We start from the raw sequence: 17,419 nt of genomic DNA on the forward strand, positions 1-17,419 counted from the left end.
GCTTAAGGTGGAGTTTTAGGAGTAATAGGCTTAAATCAGTCTTTGAATGCGGAATGATAGTGTGAGTATTGCCACTGAATTTTTGATCGTCCGCGAGGCCGTTTTACAGGAAAGTATAATTAATAAGCTAGGAGTACGCGTGCCACGATACCCTATTCTTTGTTTTTTGTGTGTATTGCTCGCTACACCTATTGCCTATGCTGCCAATGTTCGGTTGCAGGTTGAGGGTCTTAGCGGGGATTTAGAGCGAAACGTCAGGGCGCGTTTATCAACAATTGGTACTGATGAAGTCACCGCCGACGGGCGTTTCCGCTCAAGGGTGGATGAAGCGATTCGTCAGGGGCTGCGGGCTTTGGGTTATTACGACCCCACCATTACCTTTGATTTACAAGAGCGTCCGGCTCCGGCCCGCTCGGTTTTAATCGCCAAGGTGGTGCCCGGAGAACCGGTTTTGATTGCCGGTGTGGATATCGTGCTACAAGGCGGGGCGAAAACTGATCCCGATTATCTGGCGCTGGTGCGCCGCGATACGCCAAAAATTGGCTCAGTCCTAAATCATGGCGATTTTGACAACTTCAAAAGCTCACTGACGGGGCTGGCTTTGCGTCGTGGTTATTTTGACGCCAATATGATCAAAAGCCAGTTAGGTGTAGCAGCCGAACTGCGCCAGGCTTTTTGGGATATTGATTTCGACAGCGGCGAGCGCTACCGCTTCGGTAAAGTTATCTTCCAGGGTTCACAAATCCGTGAGGATTTCCTGCAAAATCTGGTGCCTTTTCATGATGGGCAGCTGTATTCGGCTGATGATCTGGCCGAACTGAACCGCCGTTTGTCTGCCACTAACTGGTTTAACTCAGTGGTGGTTTCGCCGGATTTCCGCGATGCCAAAAAGACCAAAATTTTGCCGCTCGATGCGGTTGTCACGCCACGCACCGAAAATACTGTTGAGTTGGGGGGCGGTTATGCGACTGATGTCGGCCCGCGCCTGACCGCCAGTTGGCGTAAGCCTTGGATGAACTCCTATGGCCACAGTCTGACGACCAGCACCACACTGTCGGCACCTGAGCAAACACTGGATTTCAGTTATCGCATTCCCCTGTTAAAAAATCCTCTTGAGCAGTATTACCTGTTGCAGGGCGGGTTTAAACGCACTGACCTCAATGACACCAAATCAGATACCACCACACTTAACGTCGCTCGCTTCTGGGATCTCTCCAGTGGTTGGCAGCGGGCGATAAACCTGCGCTGGAGTCTGGATCACTTTACTCAGGGCAGTGTGACCGACACCACCATGTTGCTGTATCCGGGGGTGAGTATTAACCGTACCCGCCAGCGCGGTGGGGCTATGCCGGTCTGGGGCGACAGTCAGCGTTACTCGATTGATGTGTCGGATACCACGTGGGGCTCTGATGTTGATTTCGGCATTTTCCAGGCGCAAAACGTGTGGATACGCACCTTGGGTGAGAAAAACCGCTTTGTGGTGCGTGGCAACCTAGGCTGGATTGAAACCAATAATTTTGACCGTGTCCCGCCATCACTGCGCTTCTTCGCCGGCGGGGACCGCAGTATTCGCGGCTATAAATTCCGTGATGTTTCTCCGCGTGATAGCGAAGGTAAGTTAACCGGTGCCTCTAAATTGGCGACTGGCTCTGTGGAATATCAATATAACGTCACTGGCCGTTGGTGGGGGGCGGTATTCGTCGATACCGGTGAAGCGGTAAATGATATTCGCAAGAGTGATTTAAAAACCGGTGCCGGGTTTGGGGTGCGCTGGGCTTCCCCTGTTGGCCCGATTAAGCTGGATATCGCGAAACCTATTGGTGACAACGAAGCACGTGGCGTGCAATTTTATATCGGTTTGGGGCCTGAGCTATGACGCAAATAGAGGAACAGATGCCGGTAAAAAAACCGATGCCGGTAAAGAAACTAAGGTGGGTAAAGAGACTCAGTATTGCGTTTCTGCTCATTATCCTACTGTTGGTAGGAACTGTGGTGGGCTTACTCGGCACCACCAGCGGTTTGCATTTTGTCATCAACAGCGCCGCACGCTGGGTGCCCGGCTTGGATATTGCCAGTGTCAGCGGTGGCTGGCGTGATCTGACACTCAAGGGTATTCAGTACCAAATGCCGGGTGTGACGGTCAAAGCGGGGCAATTTCATCTGTCATTGCAGCTCTCTTGCCTAAAACGCAGCGAATTATGTGTTAATGCTCTGACAGCCCAGGATGTCGATGTGGTGGTGGATACCAAGGCCATGCCACCTGCGGCTCCGGCACCAGCCAGCACCGAGCCGATGGGCGAGCTGAGCACCCCGTATCCCATTACTTTGCGCCTGTTGTCGCTCAATAATGTCAAAGTCACTATTGATGATACCGCAATTTCGCTGGATGAATTCCGAACTGGCGCACATTGGCAACAGCGTGCGCTGGACTTAATGCCAACTAAAATCAGCGGGTTACTGATAGCGTTGCCGAAAACGGTACCGGCTATTGTCCCTGATGCGGCGAAACCGGCGGTTGAAACCGCGATTGCCGCCAAACAAGCTATTGAGCAACAGGCCGCAGCCCCGGCCGAGCCAGAAACTCCTCTGGGAGAGACGCTAAAAGAGCTGTTCGCCAAACCTCTACTGCCGGACTTACCTGATTTTCGTTTGCCACTGGATTTGAATATTAAGGAGATTTCAGGGCAACAACTGCGGCTTACTGGCGATACCGATGTCCTTATCAGCAGTCTTTTGCTGCGTGCCAGTACCCTGGATAACCGGGTCACTCTGGATACGCTGGATGTTAAATCGCCACAGGGTGGGTTGTCTGCCCATGGTGAGGCACAACTTGCTGATAAGTGGCCGCTCAGTATGGTGGTTAACAGTGCGTTGAACATCGAACCACTGAAAGGCGAGAAAGTAAAACTGACGGTTGGCGGCGCATTGCGTGAGCAGCTCAAAGTCGATCTCAATTTATCTGGCCCGGTCAGTGCACAGCTAGCCGCAGAAACTGCGCTGGCTCAGGCGGGATTGCCTCTGGCATTAACCTTGCAAAGCAAACAGTTGCGTTGGCCATTGAGTGGCGAACCTCAGTTTCAGCTCGATAATCTCAGAATGCGTTTTAACGGGCAGGCGACAGATTACGCACTCTCAATTCGCTCTGATTTTAAAGGCACCGATTTGCCGCCAGCGGTATTCACTTTGGATGGTAAAGGCAATGTCGAGCAATTCAATCTGACGCGTTTGCGTCTGGCGGCACTGCAAGGTAACACTGACCTTACCGGTGTGGTGGATTGGAGCAAAGCCATTAGCTGGAACTCGGTGTTAACGCTGTCAGGTATTAATACCGCGAAGCAGTGGCCGGAGTGGCCAGCAAAACTGGATGGCAAGATGGTGACTCGCGGCAGTATCCATGGCGGTAGCTGGCAATTACAGGTACCAGAGCTGACGCTGGACGGCAATGTGAAGCAAAATCGCGTAACCGCACGTGGCTCTTTGACCGGGAATGCGGCGGGTCAGTGGCATATTCCCGGCATCAAGCTGGCGTTAGGGCGCAATAATTTGGATGTGAAAGGCGACCTTGGCGATAACTGGCAGCTCGATGCCAATGTTGACGCCCCGCAGCTTGATGGCGCGTTACCGGGGTTGGGCGGCGTGGTGAACGGAACACTGAAATTACGCGGCAACCTTAAAGCGCCACAACTGTTGGCCGATCTCACGGCGAGCCGCCTGCAATGGCAAGAATTGACCATTAATCGGGTTAAAATTGACGGTGACGTGCGTTCGACCGACCAAATCCAAGGCCAGTTAGCCATCAGGGTCGAGCAACTTAAACAAGCTGACTTGCTGATTAGCTTATTGACGTTGGAGGCGCGTGGCAGTGAAAGGCAGCATCAGTTGCGCCTGAATATGCAAGGTGAGCCGGTGTCTGGTCAGTTGGCACTGGAGGGGAGCTTCGACCGGCAGCAAGAACGCTGGCGCGGTACCCTCAATAATACGCGCTTTGACACACCGGTTGGTGAATGGCGTATCAGCCGTGCCATTGCATTGGATTACCAAAATACCCTACAGCAGGTCACTATTGGGCCACACTGTTGGCTTAACCCCAATGCGGAACTGTGTGTGCCGCGTGCAATAGAAGCCGGCCCGAGTGGGCAGGCGAGTGTGGTACTCAATCGCTTTGATCTCGCCATGATTAAACCTTTCCTTGGCCCAGATACCACCATGAGCGGGGTATTCACTGGGCGCGCGGATGTCAGCTGGAGAGCGGGCGGCGCTTTGCCGGATGTGCGGGTTTCACTCAGTGGCAATGGTGTCAAAGTGCAGCAAATGGTGCAGGGTAATCCGCTGCCGATAGCCTTTGAAACATTGAATTTGAATGGCGGCTTGACCAATGGCCAAGTGCGTGCGGACTGGTTGGTTAAGCTGGTCAATAATGGCCAGTTCTCCGGGCAGGTGCAGGTTGCTGATCCAGAAGGGCGGCGTAATCTATCCGGTAACATTGCTATCAGTAACTTCTCGCTGGCCATGATTAACCCGATTCTGAGTGATGGCGAAAAAGCGGCGGGTACTTTAAATGCTAATCTGCGTTTGGGGGGGAATGCGAAAAGCCCACTGGTCTTTGGCCGCCTGGCGCTGGATAACGTAGATGTTGACGGCAGTTGGATGCCATTTGATATCACCGAAGGGCGTCTGGTGATGAATTTTGACGGAATGACCTCAACATTAGAGGGCTTAATCCGCACTTCTCAAGGGCAACTCAATCTTTCTGGTGATGCTGACTGGCGTGATATCAATGCCTGGCGTGCCCGGATTGCCGCCAAAGGTAACAAGCTGCGGGTGACGGTTCCGCCAATGGTGCGGATAGATGTGTCCCCGGACATTGTCTTTGAAGCCACGCCACAGCTGTTTACTCTGAATGGCTCAGTCGATATTCCCTGGGCGCGTATTACCGTGCAGGAAGTGCCAGAAAGTGCCGTGGGGGTTTCACCTGATGAAGTGATGCTAAATAACGATCTGAAACCTATTTCACCGCGCTCTACCAGTATCCCAATTAACAGTAATCTGGTGATTCACGTTGGTAATGATGTTCGCCTGAATGCATTTGGCCTTAAAGCGCGCTTACAGGGCGACTTGAAAATGGTGCAGGACCAGCGCGGCTTAGGTTTGAATGGGCAGATTAATATTCCGTCTGGTAGTTTCCGTGCTTATGGTCAGGATTTAATTGTTAACAAAGGGGTATTGCTGTTCTCCGGCCCACCGGATCAGCCGCTACTCAATATCGAAGCCATTCGAAATCCTGATGCTACTGCCGACGGTGTGACGGCTGGCGTGCGGGTGACGGGAATGGCGGACTCACCACGGCTGGAGATCTTCTCGGATCCGGCGATGTCCCAGCAAGAAGCATTATCTTATCTGCTACGTGGGCAGGGACTGGGCAATTCTGGGGCTGACAGCGGCTTGATGACGTCCATGCTGGTCGGTATGGGGGTTGCACAAAGTGGTAAACTTGTGGGTAAAATTGGCGAGGCATTTGGTGTAAGCAACCTGGCACTGGATACTCAGGGGGTTGGCGATAGCTCACAAGTGGTCGTCAGTGGATATGTCACTAAAGATCTGCAAGTAAAATACGGTGTGGGTATATTTGACTCGCTGGCTACGTTAACATTACGTTATCGGTTGATGCCCAGGTTGTATCTGGAAGCGGTGTCTGGTATTGATCAGGCATTAGATGTGCTTTATCAGTTTGAGTTCTAACAATGCGAATTATTGTCTACGGTAGTTTACGACGCAAGCAAGGTAATAGTCATTGGATGACGGACGCCCAGTTATTGGGTGAACATGACCTGGAAGGTTTTGATATGTACGATTTAGGTCATTATCCGGCAGTTGTGCCCGGAGACGGCACCGTGCATTGTGAAGTTTATCGTATTAACTCGTCTATTATGAATGAGTTAGATGAGCTGAAAAGTAATACCAAAGATTATCGGCGTGAGTTGATCCAGACGCCTTATGGCAGTGCGTGGATATACCTTTATCGTCTACCGATTGAAGGGCTACCGCGTATCTACAGTGGCGATTGGTTAAAGCGCCATGAAGAAAATAATAAGCTGTAAAGTTAAATAGCCATAAAAAAAACACCGCTCAAGGGCGGTGTTTTTTATGACGTCCGCGACAAAGAATTACTTCTTCGCACGTTCGAAAGAGGACAGGATCTCGGCTTTAGCAGCTGCGGCATCTTCCCAACCGTCAACTTTCACCCACTTGCCAGTTTCCAGATCTTTGTAATGCTCAAAGAAGTGTTTGATCTGTGCTTTCAGCAGCTCTGGTAGGTCTTGCACGTCTTTAATGTGGTCATATTCTTTGGTCAGTTTGCTGTGTGGAACAGCCACCAACTTGGCATCTTCACCCGCTTCATCGGTCATTTTCAGCACGCCAACTGGGCGGCAACGAATAACTGAGCCTGGCTGTAACGGATACGGCGTTGGCACCAACACATCAACTGGGTCGCCATCTAATGACAAGGTGTTATTGATGTAGCCGTAGTTGCACGGATAGAACATTGCAGTAGACATGAAACGGTCTACAAACAGAGAACCGGTTTCTTTGTCGATTTCATATTTGATTGGATCGGCGTTGGCAGGGATTTCGATCACAACATAAATATCTTCTGGCAGGTCTTTACCTGCGGGTACTTGGTTCAAGCTCATGTCGGTTTCCTTTTATCAAACCAGAAATGGAGTGCCGGCTATTATAGCCAAGTCTTATGTGAATTCCTGTCCTTTTCACTGCTTGATGGTGGTGAGATTGCCTGAATCAAGGCTATTCCATTGAGATAAAATACCGTCATTATCTAAATGTATCTATTTTAAGCTGTTTTTCCGGCGATGGTTCAAGACGACATTATTACAGCCGATAACTAAATCAAACAATAAGACTGTCCGCTGTAATGCTAACGCTTTGTAATCTTAACCATTTGCACATAACCGGAAAAAACCGATGTTAAAAAAGATTACCATTAAAAATGGGCTTATTGCTCAACTAAGCCTTATGTCTTTGATTCTATTAATTGTCAGTGTGATTGGAATAAATTCAATCCAGGAGAGTTCGCGCTCGCTACAAATAATAAATCAAATCCAGGGGGAGGAACTGGGATCGTTATCGAATAGCTTTAATGCCACCTTAAGTGCCAGAACTGAAGCGGCACTAGCCATCCATCAATTAGAGATAGGGCTGATTGATGAATCTTTGCAAACGGTAAAGCAGGCCGAGGATTCGCTGGCATTATCACAAACAGAAATGGCACGTTTTGTCAGCGCAGTATCTGATCGGGGAGACGGGCAGGAACTGGCAACTAACATCCAGAAAAGTTATAAAAATTATGTTGATAAGGGCGTAGTTCCCATGCTGGCCGCCATCAAGGCGGGCTATGCCGATGAGTATTATGAGGTGCTGGAAAAGAGCATCACCGATATCAGCAAAGCATTTAACAATGATGTCGCTACTTTTCGCAGCTATGCACTGGATGCGGGACAACTGCAAATTGATAAAGCCACCAGTGCAGCCAACATCAAATTGGCCATCATTGTTGCGGCGGGGCTGATTACGCTGATTTCTGCGGTGCTGGCGTGGTTCGCGCTTAAGTACATTATTTTGCAGCCATTGGAGCAATCAATTCATCAGCTTGAATATATAGCCGATGGTGATTTAACTCATAACATTAACAGTGACGGCAATACGGAATTGGCGCGGCTGGCAAGAGCCTTGCAAACCATGCAGCAGTCGCTGGTGGAATCGGTCAGTAATGTACGTGATGTTGGCGGGCAAATTGGTGTCGGTTCGCGGGAGTTAGCTGCGGGTAACAGTCATTTGGCGGCACGTACTGAAGAGTCGGCCTCTTCATTGGAGCAGACGGCGGCCAGTATGGAACAGTTGACCGCGACGGTAAAAATGAATGCTGAAAACTCGGATCAGGCCAATCGTCTGGCGATGAGTGTGTCGGATTTTGCCAATAAAGGGAGTGAGGCTGTCAGTCATGTGGTGGATAAGATGCAGGCGATCACCACCAGTTCGCGGCGTATCTCCGATATCATTAGCGTGATTGACGGCATTGCGTTTCAGACGAATATTCTGGCGCTTAACGCAGCGGTAGAGGCGGCCAGGGCCGGTGAACAGGGGCGTGGTTTTGCTGTGGTGGCGGGCGAAGTGCGCAATCTGGCACAGCGCAGTGCGCAGTCAGCCAAAGAGATTAAAGACTTGATTGTTGAATCACAACATCGGGTACGTGAAGGGGCGGATATGGCTGAATCCGCAGGGAAAACCATGTTTGAGATTGCGGGTGAAGTCAGTCGCGTGACCGCATTGATGCGCGAAATCTCCGCTGCGACTTATGAACAAAGTAGCGGAATTGAGCAAGTGAATGTGGCTATTGCTCAAATGGATCAGGTTGCCCAGCAGAATGCGACTTTGGTTGAACAGGCCGCAGCCGCGACGCGTTCATTAGAGGAACAAGCCGATGCATTGTCCGCCAGCATGGCGGTATTTAAATTACAGGGCGATAAACTGGCTGTCGCATAAAAAAAACAGCGGCTTAGGGCCGCTGCTCTCTGGTCTTTGCCGTAAACATCCAGCCACCAAACCAATCGGTGGCTTTTTTACGGCACTCGCGCCATTTACTTCGCTTCTTCATCATCCGGGAATTTAGCAATAAAGCCTTCTGCATCTTCAACCATGGATTTTGTGCCGACGAAGAAAGGTGCGCGCTGATGCAATTTCTCCGGCACGATATCCAGAATGCGGTTAACCCCATCAGTTGCCTTACCACCGGCTTGTTCTGCTAGGAATGCCATCGGGTTGCATTCGTACAGCAAACGCAGTTTCCCTTGTGGATGGCTGGCAGTACTTGGGTAAATATAAATGCCGCCTTTCAATAGATTACGATGGAAGTCGGCTACCAGTGAGCCAATATAGCGCGAAGTATATGGGCGCTTGGTGGCTTCATCCTGCTCTTGGCAATACTTGATGTATTTCTTCACACCCAGTGGGAATTTAATGTAATTCCCTTCGTTGATGGAATACATGCAACCGGTTGCGGGATAGCGAACTTTTTCATGGGATAAACAGAAAACACCCAGTGAAGGATCGTAAGTGAAAGTATGGACACCATAACCGGTGGTATATACCAGCATGGTTGAAGAACCGTAAACCACATAACCTGCCGCAACTTGCTTGGTGCCCGGTTGCAGGAAGTCGGCTTCGGTAATTGGGGTGCCAAATGGGGTAATACGACGATAGATGGAGAAAATAGTACCGACGGACACATTCACGTCAATATTTGAAGAACCATCCAGCGGATCCATCAGAACCACATATTTGGCATTTTCTGCTCGCCCGCCATCAAAGATAACAATGTCATCTTCTTCTTCGGAGGCGATACCAGCAACTTCGCCACGGGCTTTGAGGGCAGCTTTCAATTTTTCATTGGCAAACAGATCCAGTTTCATCTGGTCTTCGCCCTGAATATTAGAAACACCGCTGGCACCTAAAATATCAACCAGTCCTGCTTTATTGATATCGCGATGAATGATTTTTGCGCCGAGTTTGATTGCTGAAAGTAATGCAGTTAATTCGCCGGTGGCGTGAGAGAAGTCTAGCTGTTTCTCAACGATGAATTCGCCTAACGTTTTCATGACACAATCCCTGAATCTACGGTTAAATATCGATTTATTAACGAACAACTCACCCAATGGCAGCAGTGTAGCCCAAAGGTGAGAATGATTCATAGGCAATTCCATTTCTTCTCTTTGATTCTGAGCGGTAGAATGGCTACAAATTCGAAGCTTATTAATACGGAAAATTTATGCGCATTCACATATTAGGTATCTGCGGCACTTTTATGGGCGGCCTGGCAATGCTCGCCCGTTCATTAGGGCATGAAGTGACGGGATCGGATGCTAACGTGTATCCGCCGATGAGCACCCTGCTGGAGAATCAAGGGATCGACTTGATCCAAGGGTATGATCCCGCTCAACTGAATCCGGCCCCAGATTTAGTCATCATCGGTAATGCCATGACCCGCGGTAATCCGTGCGTTGAAGCAGTATTAGAACAAGGCATCCCGTATGTTTCCGGCCCACAATGGTTACATGACCATGTGTTGCCAGAGCGCTGGGTATTAGCTGTTGCCGGGACCCACGGTAAAACCACCACTGCCGGGATGGTTGCCTGGATTTTGCAAGCTTGCGGTTATGAACCCGGCTTTGTGATTGGCGGTGTGCCGGGGAATTTTGAGGTTTCAGCCCGGTTAGGCAATAGCCCATTCTTTGTGATTGAAGCTGATGAATATGATTGCGCCTTCTTTGATAAGCGCTCCAAATTTGTTCATTACAGTCCAAGAACCTTGATCATGAATAATCTTGAGTTTGATCATGCTGATATTTTTGACGATCTCAAAGCGATCCAGAAGCAATTCCACCATCTGGTTCGCATCGTCCCAGGGCAAGGCAAAATCATTGTTCCGGATAATGACAATCATCTCAAGCAAGTGATGGCGATGGGGTGCTGGAGTGAGCAAGAGCTGGTTGGTGAAACCGGCAGTTGGTTTGCTCGTAAAGTGTCAATTGATGCTAGTGTCTATGAAGTGTTTCTCGATAATGAATTAGTGGGTGAGGTCAGTTGGTCACTGGTGGGTGAACATAATATGCATAATGGCTTGATGGCCATTGCTGCTGCCCGCCATGTGGGGGTCTTGCCAGCCGATGCTTGTCGGGTTTTGGGTGATTTTATTAACGCCCGCCGTCGGCTAGAACTTCGTGGTGAAGCTCATGGGGTGACTGTTTATGATGATTTTGCTCATCATCCAACCGCTATCCTTGCCACGCTGGCGGCACTGCGCAGCAAAGTGGGAGGAACGGCACGAATCTTGGCGGTGCTGGAGCCTCGCTCTAACACCATGAAACTGGGATTGTGCAAAAACGAGTTGGCACCGTCATTAGGTCGTGCCGATGAAGTGTTCCTGTTCCAGCCTCAACACATTCCTTGGCAGGTGGTGGAAGTCGCAGAGGCTTGTATTCAGCCTGCACATTGGAGTGCCGATATTGATACGCTGGTTGATATGGTCGTGAAAACAGCTCAACCCGGTGATCATATTCTGGTGATGAGTAACGGCGGTTTTGGTGGGATTCACGATAAGCTATTGAGTGCCCTAACTAAAAAATCCGAGCAAGACGCCCAATCTCAGGACTAAGCTGGATAAAAAAAGCCCCCGCAGAGTGGGGGTAAAAGGGTTCGTCGGATAGACGACGAGGGATTATTCTGTCGTGGTGCTGACGTGCCCCAAGGGGTCCATCAAGACCTTGTTTCTATCAATACTCTATTCAATATGCTGAAAATTAATGTTTCAACCGATTGGATAAACCATCGTGTTCGAAAGTATGCCCCTTTAAATGGGGCATTTACTTTCATGCTTATTGCTTAGCTTATTTGTAAATCTTCGCAGTGGCATGCCAGCCATTATCATCATTTATACCAATGATTTTGTAAGCGGTAGCGCCTTTGCTGTCTGCTTTATCTGCGATGGCTTGTTCAATATCAGAAGGGGCACCAGTAATGCCGCTAACACTGATAGCACCTAAGTCAGTCATTTTGCTGGCTTGCGCAGCATCAATTGATTGTGCTGCTTGAGCACCGAAAGCAACAACAGAAAGTAGGCTAAGAGCCGTCAGAGTCGTTTTGATTTTCATGATTTTTCCTCAATAGTTCACAACAACCCAAAAGTGCTTATCATGGATTTTGATACTTTCAGTTTGTTGTTTTTACTGGTTATTTAATTCGAATTTCGATGTTGTCTTACACATCTATTGCCAATAGTGGCGAGCAAAGACTTACTGGTAAATCTCGGCGGTGGCGTGCCAGTTATTATCTGCGCGTGCTTCGATAACTTTATACGCTTTTGCACCCATAGCATCGGCTTTATCAGACAGAGCCTGACGAATATCAGAGGGTGCGCCGTTGATACCACTCACAGTAATAGTGCCCATGGGTTTCAAATTAGCGGCTTGATTATCGCTGATGGAATCTGCTGCAAAAACGCCAAATGATAGTGCAGATAGAATGCTAATGGTTGCGATAGTAGTTTTAACGTTCATGTTTATGCCTCTAGTTATTCTTTTATCACTTCACAAGAAGTGTGATTTACGTCACGAAAATGAGTATACATCTAGTAACTGAGAATATTAATAGCGGGCTAATAATATTAGATGTCACTTTATCGTTAGTTACTACTTTTTTAGAACGAAAAGGAATAAAAAGTGGTTAAAAAACAGCAGATTTTAGTAAAAGTATAATATTTTCAAGGTGATAAGTGTTTTTGACTAAAAGTGCGAAATAGAATGGCAGCTTTGACCATCTATCGGGGAAAGGCAGTGTTATCTAATGGTTTTAAAAGTAAGAAGCAGTGATATTTCCTGTTTCTTAGGTTGGTGCTGTGGGTTTGAGAGAGCAAATGCGGCATATCATATAGAGATATAGCCGCATCTTTAGATCAGATAGCAAGGTGCGGAGATTAAAGCTCTTGCTCAAATAGCCCGAGGATAGCCTCATGCAACTGCTTAACGGTAAAACCTCTGGCAGGTGTGGTGAAGATAGTATCGTCACCAGCAATGCTACCCAGAATACCTTCTGCTTTACCTAATGAATCCAACAGACGAGCGATCAACTGGGCTGCACCTGGACTGGTATTAATGACAACCACCGAATCATTATAATCAACATCTAATACCAGATTCTTCAGCGGACTGCTGGTCGTCGGCACACCCAGCTCAGCAGGTAAGCAATAAACCATCTCCATTTTTGCATTGCGCGTTCTGACCGCTCCGAATTTGGTCAACATGCGCGAAACTTTGGATTGGTTGATATTTTCAAAGCCTTCTTCCTGCAAGGCCAAAACGATCTCACCTTGAGAACTGAATTTCTCTTCTTTCAATAACGCTTTAAACGCCTTGATAAGATCTTCTTGTTTTGCGGGGTTACGCATTTTTTATGCCCTGAGCAGTCAATAGTAAATGGGATTATTATGCATTTAAATGAATTTTTATTCAACATGACTATGGAGTATTGGCGATAAAAGCCCTGATATCAAGGTGTATTGGAATTTTAACATCACCTTACTGTTACGATTATGCTAAATCAGCCTTTTATTAGTATTCGGAATTGGTAACCAAAATGTTATTAAAATGATGTTGTTCTGATGTAACAGAAGGGTGTAATGTAACCGCCGATTAACCTGTCATGAATACTTCAGTAAATTTTAGAATAATGTGCGCTATATCATTAATGAATAAGCGATTTACTCTAAAATACATGCGCATTATGCGCCTTTTTGATGCGTGATATCTCAATCTGACTGTTAATAGATTGTGTTTAAAATCGCAATAAATTAAGGTGCGTAAATAGATGAATTCACGGCAAATTTAAATTAAATATAATAAGGAGTATAGGATGAAAGTTGCAGTTCTCGGTGCTGCTGGTGGTATCGGCCAGGCCCTCGCTCTTCTACTCAAGACCCAGCTTCCTTCAGGTTCAGACCTCTCATTATATGATATCGCGCCAGTGACTCCAGGTGTCGCGGTTGATCTGAGCCATATCCCTACTGCTGTTAATATTAAAGGTTTCAGCGGCGAAGATGCTACTCCAGCACTGCAAGGAGCAGATATTGTTCTGATTTCTGCTGGTGTTGCACGTAAGCCAGGCATGGATCGTTCAGACCTGTTCAATGTGAATGCGGGTATTGTCCGTAATCTGGTTGAGCAAATCGCGCGCACTTGCCCGAAAGCGCTAATCGGTATCATTACTAACCCGGTCAATACCACTGTTGCTATTGCCGCAGAAGTACTGAAAAAAGCCGGTGTTTACGATAAGAACAAATTATTCGGTATCACCACACTGGATACCATTCGCTCAAACACCTTTGTTGCTGAACTGAAAGGGAAGCAACCTCAGGATATCGAAGTGCCAGTTATTGGCGGTCACTCTGGCGTTACTATCTTGCCATTGTTGTCGCAAGTCCCAGGTATCAGCTTCACTGAGCAAGAAGTGGCCGATTTAACTAAACGTATCCAGAATGCGGGTACTGAAGTTGTTGAAGCAAAAGCCGGTGGCGGGTCTGCGACTCTGTCCATGGGGCAGGCTGCGGCACGTTTTGGTCTTTCTTTGGTTCGCGCTCTGCAAGGCGAAAGCAATGTTGTTGAGTGTTCTTACGTTGAAGGCGATGGCAAATATGCCCGCTTCTTTGCTCAGCCAATCCTGTTGGGTAAAAACGGTGTTGCTGAACGTAAAGACATTGGCAAACTGAGTGCTTTTGAACAGCAGGCACTGGACAGCATGCTTGATGTGTTACATAACGATATCAAGTTGGGCGAAGAGTTCGTCAAATAACACCTATATCTGAGTTGTTTGATGTCGCAGTGGCTTTTGTTCACCTGAATCACTGACCAAGGTTAATGATTCAGGTGTCTGCCATAGCGCTAATGACTTGGGCATAGAAAGTGATAATAGAGAGTATGGCCATTACAGAAGGCGAAAGTGACCTCTGAATATGGCCTCATCAACCGCCGACATTATTCATCGGCGGTTTTTTTATGCCGGTACATTGGCCTGACGTATCCTTACTTTTCGGTCAAGAAGAACCCCTGTCTTTGCATCAAAATAGCGTGTTGGCCAGATTTCAGAAGGATGAATGTCCAGGCACTCAGCAATCAACCATTCCCCTTTTGGCCAAGGGCGTGTTAACGCATTGGCAAGTGTAGATGAACTTAAGCCCGCTTTTCGAGAGAGGGCCGCCAGTGTGGTGTCTTTTTTACGTAGTGCCGCAATGATGTCGGCTGGATGCCAATCAGATTTCCTTAAAATCATCTTTAATCCTTTTTTTTTCTAAGCAGCTGACGTGTTAGTGATATAAATAACGGTACATTGTTAATCGTACTGTGAACATAAAGTAATCATTTAGAAGCATAGTAACATTTATTTTCTGAAAAATTTTAAATGTTTTCTAAATATTCCTGTTTTGTGTCACAACGCATATTAGGAAGCAACGCCATGAAAAAAGAGTGGTTTGCCGCTAAGGAATTGGCAGGTCTTGATGGGCTACCGTCATCACCACAAGGAGTAAACCTCATGGCTAAACGTGAGGGATGGGAACAGCGCCGCCGCCGTGGTGTGCAGGGAAAGGCTGTTGAGTATCATATTGAGAGTTTACCCACTACGATACTGAATTCATTACAGTTAAGGGAAGATCCCGCCAAGTATACGCCGACGCGGCAAGACCCGCTGTCTCTATGGGTTGAAGCCTATTATCGTTTTACCGAGGCAGAAAGGGAGCAGGTCATTACTTTTATATTTCGCGAGGGTGCTAAAAGTCTTATAGAGCGACTGAAGACGGATTAGTGCGAGTCAGTGGGGGCAATAATCAGCTCTCACCTTTATCAGCTAAAGTCGGCAATAAGCTATAAAATGGCTTAGATATGAAGGGGTTGGCAGGATGGACTGTGTTTGGTTTGTTAGCGAGAAGGAAAACTCGGGCAGTTATGCCAGAGTTTCCTAATGATTTCTTAAAACGAGCGTTGCACGGCAATATGCGCTAACCCTTCCAGGGCTTGACGATAATGGCTTTCAGGTAAAATCTGTAATGAAGCAATCGCTTTATCTGCCTCTGCCTCAGCACGTTGGCGGGTATAGTCCAGAGAGCCGCACTGTTGCATGGCCTGCAAGACAGGCTCAAGTAAATGACGGCCATTACCCTGTTCAATTGCTTGTCGGATCATCGCTGTTTGCTCTGGTGTGCCATTATGCATTGCATGCAGCAACGGCAGGGTCGGTTTGCCTTCGTTTAGGTCATCACCGGTATTTTTACCCAAAGTGGTGCCATCAGAGCTGTAATCCAGCAAGTCATCAATAAGCTGGAAGGCAGTGCCGAGATAACGCCCATAATTCTGTAATGCCAGTTCTTGTTCTTCACTGGCATCTGCCAGCACGGCCGCAGACTGTGATGCTGCTTCGAACAGGCGAGCGGTTTTGCTATAGATGACCTGCATGTAATTTTCTTCAGTGATGTCAGGGTTATTGCAGTTCATGAGCTGCAAAACTTCGCCTTCAGCAATAACGTTAGTTGCTGCTGACATCAATGTAAGAACCCGCAGTGATTCAAGGCTGGTCATCATTTGGAATGAACGTGTATAGATGTAGTCGCCCACCAATACACTGGCAGCATTGCCAAATGCAGCATTCGCTGTGGCTTTACCACGACGCATATCTGATTCATCGACAACATCATCGTGCAGCAGAGTCGCTGTATGGATAAATTCAATCAATGCTGCGACCGTGATATGTTTGTTGCCCTGATAATTCAGCGCTCGGGCTACCAAAACAGCAATCATTGGACGGATTCGTTTTCCACCGCCACTGATGATGTAATGGCCCAACTGATTGATAAGGACAACATCAGAGTTCAACTGGTCGAGAATTGTTGTGTTTACTGCCGCCATATCTGGCGCGGTTAACTCGATAATCTTTTCTAGGTTCATTGTTATATTCAGCTGTTTTTCTCTTTAACTGCGATGAGATTACCGCCCACATTATTACATGACGTTCCCTGAGACTATGATTGTACTTGAAAAATCTATCAAATAAACGAGATGTAAGAAACTGTGCTTTTTTTCTTCTCTTGTGCTGATTATATACTTGTCATTCACTACATTTTTGCGTAGAATTCGCGCCCTATTGTGAATATTTATAGTGCGCTCTGGACTACAAAAGTGGAGTGCACGGAAAGCGGAGTTTTATATGTACGCGGTTTTCCAAAGTGGTGGTAAACAACACCGAGTAAGCGAAGGTCAAACCATTCGCCTGGAAAAGCTGGACATCGCAACTGGTGAAACTGTTGAGTTTGACCAAGTTCTGATGATTGCTAACGGTGAAGAAATCAATATCGGCGCTCCTTTAGTCGATGGTGGCAAGATCAAGGCTGAGGTAGTTGCTCACGGTCGTGGCGAGAAGATTAAGATTGTTAAATTCCGTCGTCGTAAGCATTACCGTAAGCAGCAAGGTCATCGTCAGTGGTTCACTGATGTTAAAATCACCGGCATCAGCGCTTAAGATTTAGGAGAGCGGATAAATGGCACATAAAAAGGCTGGTGGCTCGACTCGTAACGGTCGTGACTCCGAAAGTAAACGTCTTGGCGTAAAACGTTTTGGCGGCGAAGCAGTACTGGCAGGCAGCATCATCGTTCGTCAGCGTGGCACTAAGTTCCATGCAGGCATCAACGTAGGTTGCGGCAAAGACCATACTCTGTTTGCTTTGGCTGACGGTAAAGTCAAGTTCGAAGTTAAAGGCCCGAAAAACCGTAAATTTATCAGCATCGAAGCTGAATAAGTTTTTCGCGTC

16 protein-coding genes are annotated in these 17,419 nt (G+C 47.7%); 9 read left to right on the forward strand and 7 right to left on the reverse strand.

The genetic code is table 11. The annotated features are described in order from the left end of the window. Positions 1-139 precede the first annotated feature (139 nt). The 3 genes from tamA to N0H69_RS02150 are packed head-to-tail and all read left to right on the forward strand — an operon-like array spanning position 140 to position 6,098. Positions 140-1,876, forward strand: coding sequence for an autotransporter assembly complex protein TamA (tamA, locus tag N0H69_RS02140; RefSeq protein ID WP_050152078.1), 1,737 nt, complete (start codon positions 140-142; stop codon positions 1,874-1,876). A gap of 35 nt (positions 1,877-1,911) precedes the next feature. Then, complete coding sequence (tamB, locus tag N0H69_RS02145) at positions 1,912-5,739, forward strand: autotransporter assembly complex protein TamB (RefSeq protein ID WP_187143826.1); 3,828 nt, start codon at positions 1,912-1,914, stop codon at positions 5,737-5,739. Between the two features lie 2 nt (positions 5,740-5,741). Next, positions 5,742-6,098 (forward strand): gamma-glutamylcyclotransferase family protein, encoded by a 357-nt coding sequence (locus tag N0H69_RS02150; RefSeq protein ID WP_050110946.1) that lies wholly within the window; start codon positions 5,742-5,744, stop codon positions 6,096-6,098. A 66-nt stretch (positions 6,099-6,164) separates the two neighbouring features. Here N0H69_RS02150 and ppa read toward each other — a convergent pair whose 3' ends face one another. Then, complete coding sequence (gene ppa, locus N0H69_RS02155; RefSeq protein WP_050152056.1) at positions 6,165-6,692, reverse strand: inorganic diphosphatase; 528 nt, start codon at positions 6,690-6,692, stop codon at positions 6,165-6,167. 289 nt (positions 6,693-6,981) lie between these two features. Between ppa and N0H69_RS02160 the strand changes: the two genes are divergently transcribed. Further along, the gene (locus tag N0H69_RS02160) at positions 6,982-8,559 is read left to right on the forward strand and encodes a methyl-accepting chemotaxis protein (protein WP_050152057.1); all 1,578 of its coding nucleotides are present in this window, start codon (positions 6,982-6,984) and stop codon (positions 8,557-8,559) included. A gap of 95 nt (positions 8,560-8,654) precedes the next feature. Here the strand turns inward: N0H69_RS02160 and fbp are convergent, their stop codons facing one another. Further along, positions 8,655-9,671: a class 1 fructose-bisphosphatase gene (gene fbp, locus N0H69_RS02165; protein WP_050152058.1), complete on the reverse strand. Its 1,017-nt coding sequence runs from the start codon at positions 9,669-9,671 to the stop codon at positions 8,655-8,657. A 170-nt stretch (positions 9,672-9,841) separates the two neighbouring features. Between fbp and mpl the strand changes: the two genes are divergently transcribed. Then, entirely contained in the window at positions 9,842-11,227 is a 1,386-nt protein-coding gene (gene mpl, locus N0H69_RS02170) for a UDP-N-acetylmuramate:L-alanyl-gamma-D-glutamyl-meso-diaminopimelate ligase (RefSeq protein WP_050121742.1), read from the forward strand. Between the two features lie 232 nt (positions 11,228-11,459). On the opposite strand, the gene N0H69_RS02175 is transcribed toward mpl, so the two are convergent. The 3 genes from N0H69_RS02175 to argR form a co-directional block, all read right to left on the reverse strand. After that, entirely contained in the window at positions 11,460-11,723 is a 264-nt protein-coding gene (locus N0H69_RS02175; RefSeq protein ID WP_050110327.1) for a YdgH/BhsA/McbA-like domain containing protein, read from the reverse strand. A 141-nt stretch (positions 11,724-11,864) separates the two neighbouring features. Beyond that, complete coding sequence (yhcN, locus tag N0H69_RS02180) at positions 11,865-12,128, reverse strand: peroxide/acid stress response protein YhcN (protein WP_050121741.1); 264 nt, start codon at positions 12,126-12,128, stop codon at positions 11,865-11,867. 416 nt (positions 12,129-12,544) lie between these two features. Continuing rightward, a complete protein-coding gene (gene argR, locus N0H69_RS02185) occupies positions 12,545-13,015 on the reverse strand; it encodes a transcriptional regulator ArgR (protein ID WP_004707043.1) in 471 nt (156 codons plus the stop codon). A 464-nt stretch (positions 13,016-13,479) separates the two neighbouring features. Here argR and mdh point away from each other — a divergent pair, with 464 nt between their 5' ends. Next, positions 13,480-14,415 carry a malate dehydrogenase gene (gene mdh, locus N0H69_RS02190; RefSeq protein ID WP_050110325.1) on the forward strand — a complete coding sequence of 312 codons (936 nt, stop codon included), beginning with the start codon at positions 13,480-13,482 and terminating at the stop codon, positions 14,413-14,415. 201 nt (positions 14,416-14,616) lie between these two features. On the opposite strand, the gene N0H69_RS02195 is transcribed toward mdh, so the two are convergent. Continuing rightward, positions 14,617-14,892: a helix-turn-helix domain-containing protein gene (locus N0H69_RS02195; RefSeq protein ID WP_050110324.1), complete on the reverse strand. Its 276-nt coding sequence runs from the start codon at positions 14,890-14,892 to the stop codon at positions 14,617-14,619. A 183-nt stretch (positions 14,893-15,075) separates the two neighbouring features. Between N0H69_RS02195 and N0H69_RS02200 the strand changes: the two genes are divergently transcribed. Further along, positions 15,076-15,423 carry a DNA-binding protein gene (locus tag N0H69_RS02200; RefSeq protein ID WP_004707046.1) on the forward strand — a complete coding sequence of 116 codons (348 nt, stop codon included), beginning with the start codon at positions 15,076-15,078 and terminating at the stop codon, positions 15,421-15,423. A 164-nt stretch (positions 15,424-15,587) separates the two neighbouring features. Here N0H69_RS02200 and ispB read toward each other — a convergent pair whose 3' ends face one another. Continuing rightward, complete coding sequence (ispB, locus tag N0H69_RS02205; RefSeq protein ID WP_050152059.1) at positions 15,588-16,559, reverse strand: octaprenyl diphosphate synthase; 972 nt, start codon at positions 16,557-16,559, stop codon at positions 15,588-15,590. Between the two features lie 259 nt (positions 16,560-16,818). Here ispB and rplU point away from each other — a divergent pair, with 259 nt between their 5' ends. Further along, positions 16,819-17,130: a 50S ribosomal protein L21 gene (gene rplU / locus N0H69_RS02210; RefSeq protein ID WP_004707048.1), complete on the forward strand. Its 312-nt coding sequence runs from the start codon at positions 16,819-16,821 to the stop codon at positions 17,128-17,130. 19 nt (positions 17,131-17,149) lie between these two features. Next, positions 17,150-17,407 (forward strand): 50S ribosomal protein L27, encoded by a 258-nt coding sequence (gene rpmA, locus N0H69_RS02215; protein WP_002210179.1) that lies wholly within the window; start codon positions 17,150-17,152, stop codon positions 17,405-17,407. The last annotated feature ends 12 nt before the right edge of the window (positions 17,408-17,419 follow it).

The sequence above is a fragment of the Yersinia alsatica genome, assembly GCF_025133195.1.
In the GTDB taxonomy this organism is placed as follows: Bacteria; Pseudomonadota; Gammaproteobacteria; order Enterobacterales; family Enterobacteriaceae; genus Yersinia; species Yersinia alsatica.

Bases quoted from the DNA above. Each gene is read 5' to 3' on its own strand.
- tamB (WP_187143826.1), top strand. From the start codon at position 1,912: ATGCCGGTAAAGAAACTAAGGTGGGTAAAGAGACTCAGTATTGCGTTT.
- N0H69_RS02150 (WP_050110946.1), top strand. From the start codon at position 5,742: ATGCGAATTATTGTCTACGGTAGTTTACGACGCAAGCAAGGTAATAGT.
- ppa (WP_050152056.1), bottom strand. From the start codon at position 6,692: ATGAGCTTGAACCAAGTACCCGCAGGTAAAGACCTGCCAGAAGATATT.
- N0H69_RS02160 (WP_050152057.1), top strand. From the start codon at position 6,982: ATGTTAAAAAAGATTACCATTAAAAATGGGCTTATTGCTCAACTAAGC.
- fbp (WP_050152058.1), bottom strand. From the start codon at position 9,671: ATGAAAACGTTAGGCGAATTCATCGTTGAGAAACAGCTAGACTTCTCT.
- mpl (WP_050121742.1), top strand. From the start codon at position 9,842: ATGCGCATTCACATATTAGGTATCTGCGGCACTTTTATGGGCGGCCTG.
- N0H69_RS02175 (WP_050110327.1), bottom strand. From the start codon at position 11,723: ATGAAAATCAAAACGACTCTGACGGCTCTTAGCCTACTTTCTGTTGTT.
- yhcN (WP_050121741.1), bottom strand. From the start codon at position 12,128: ATGAACGTTAAAACTACTATCGCAACCATTAGCATTCTATCTGCACTA.
- argR (WP_004707043.1), bottom strand. From the start codon at position 13,015: ATGCGTAACCCCGCAAAACAAGAAGATCTTATCAAGGCGTTTAAAGCG.
- mdh (WP_050110325.1), top strand. From the start codon at position 13,480: ATGAAAGTTGCAGTTCTCGGTGCTGCTGGTGGTATCGGCCAGGCCCTC.
- N0H69_RS02195 (WP_050110324.1), bottom strand. From the start codon at position 14,892: ATGATTTTAAGGAAATCTGATTGGCATCCAGCCGACATCATTGCGGCA.
- N0H69_RS02200 (WP_004707046.1), top strand. From the start codon at position 15,076: ATGAAAAAAGAGTGGTTTGCCGCTAAGGAATTGGCAGGTCTTGATGGG.
- ispB (WP_050152059.1), bottom strand. From the start codon at position 16,559: ATGAACCTAGAAAAGATTATCGAGTTAACCGCGCCAGATATGGCGGCA.
- rplU (WP_004707048.1), top strand. From the start codon at position 16,819: ATGTACGCGGTTTTCCAAAGTGGTGGTAAACAACACCGAGTAAGCGAA.
- rpmA (WP_002210179.1), top strand. From the start codon at position 17,150: ATGGCACATAAAAAGGCTGGTGGCTCGACTCGTAACGGTCGTGACTCC.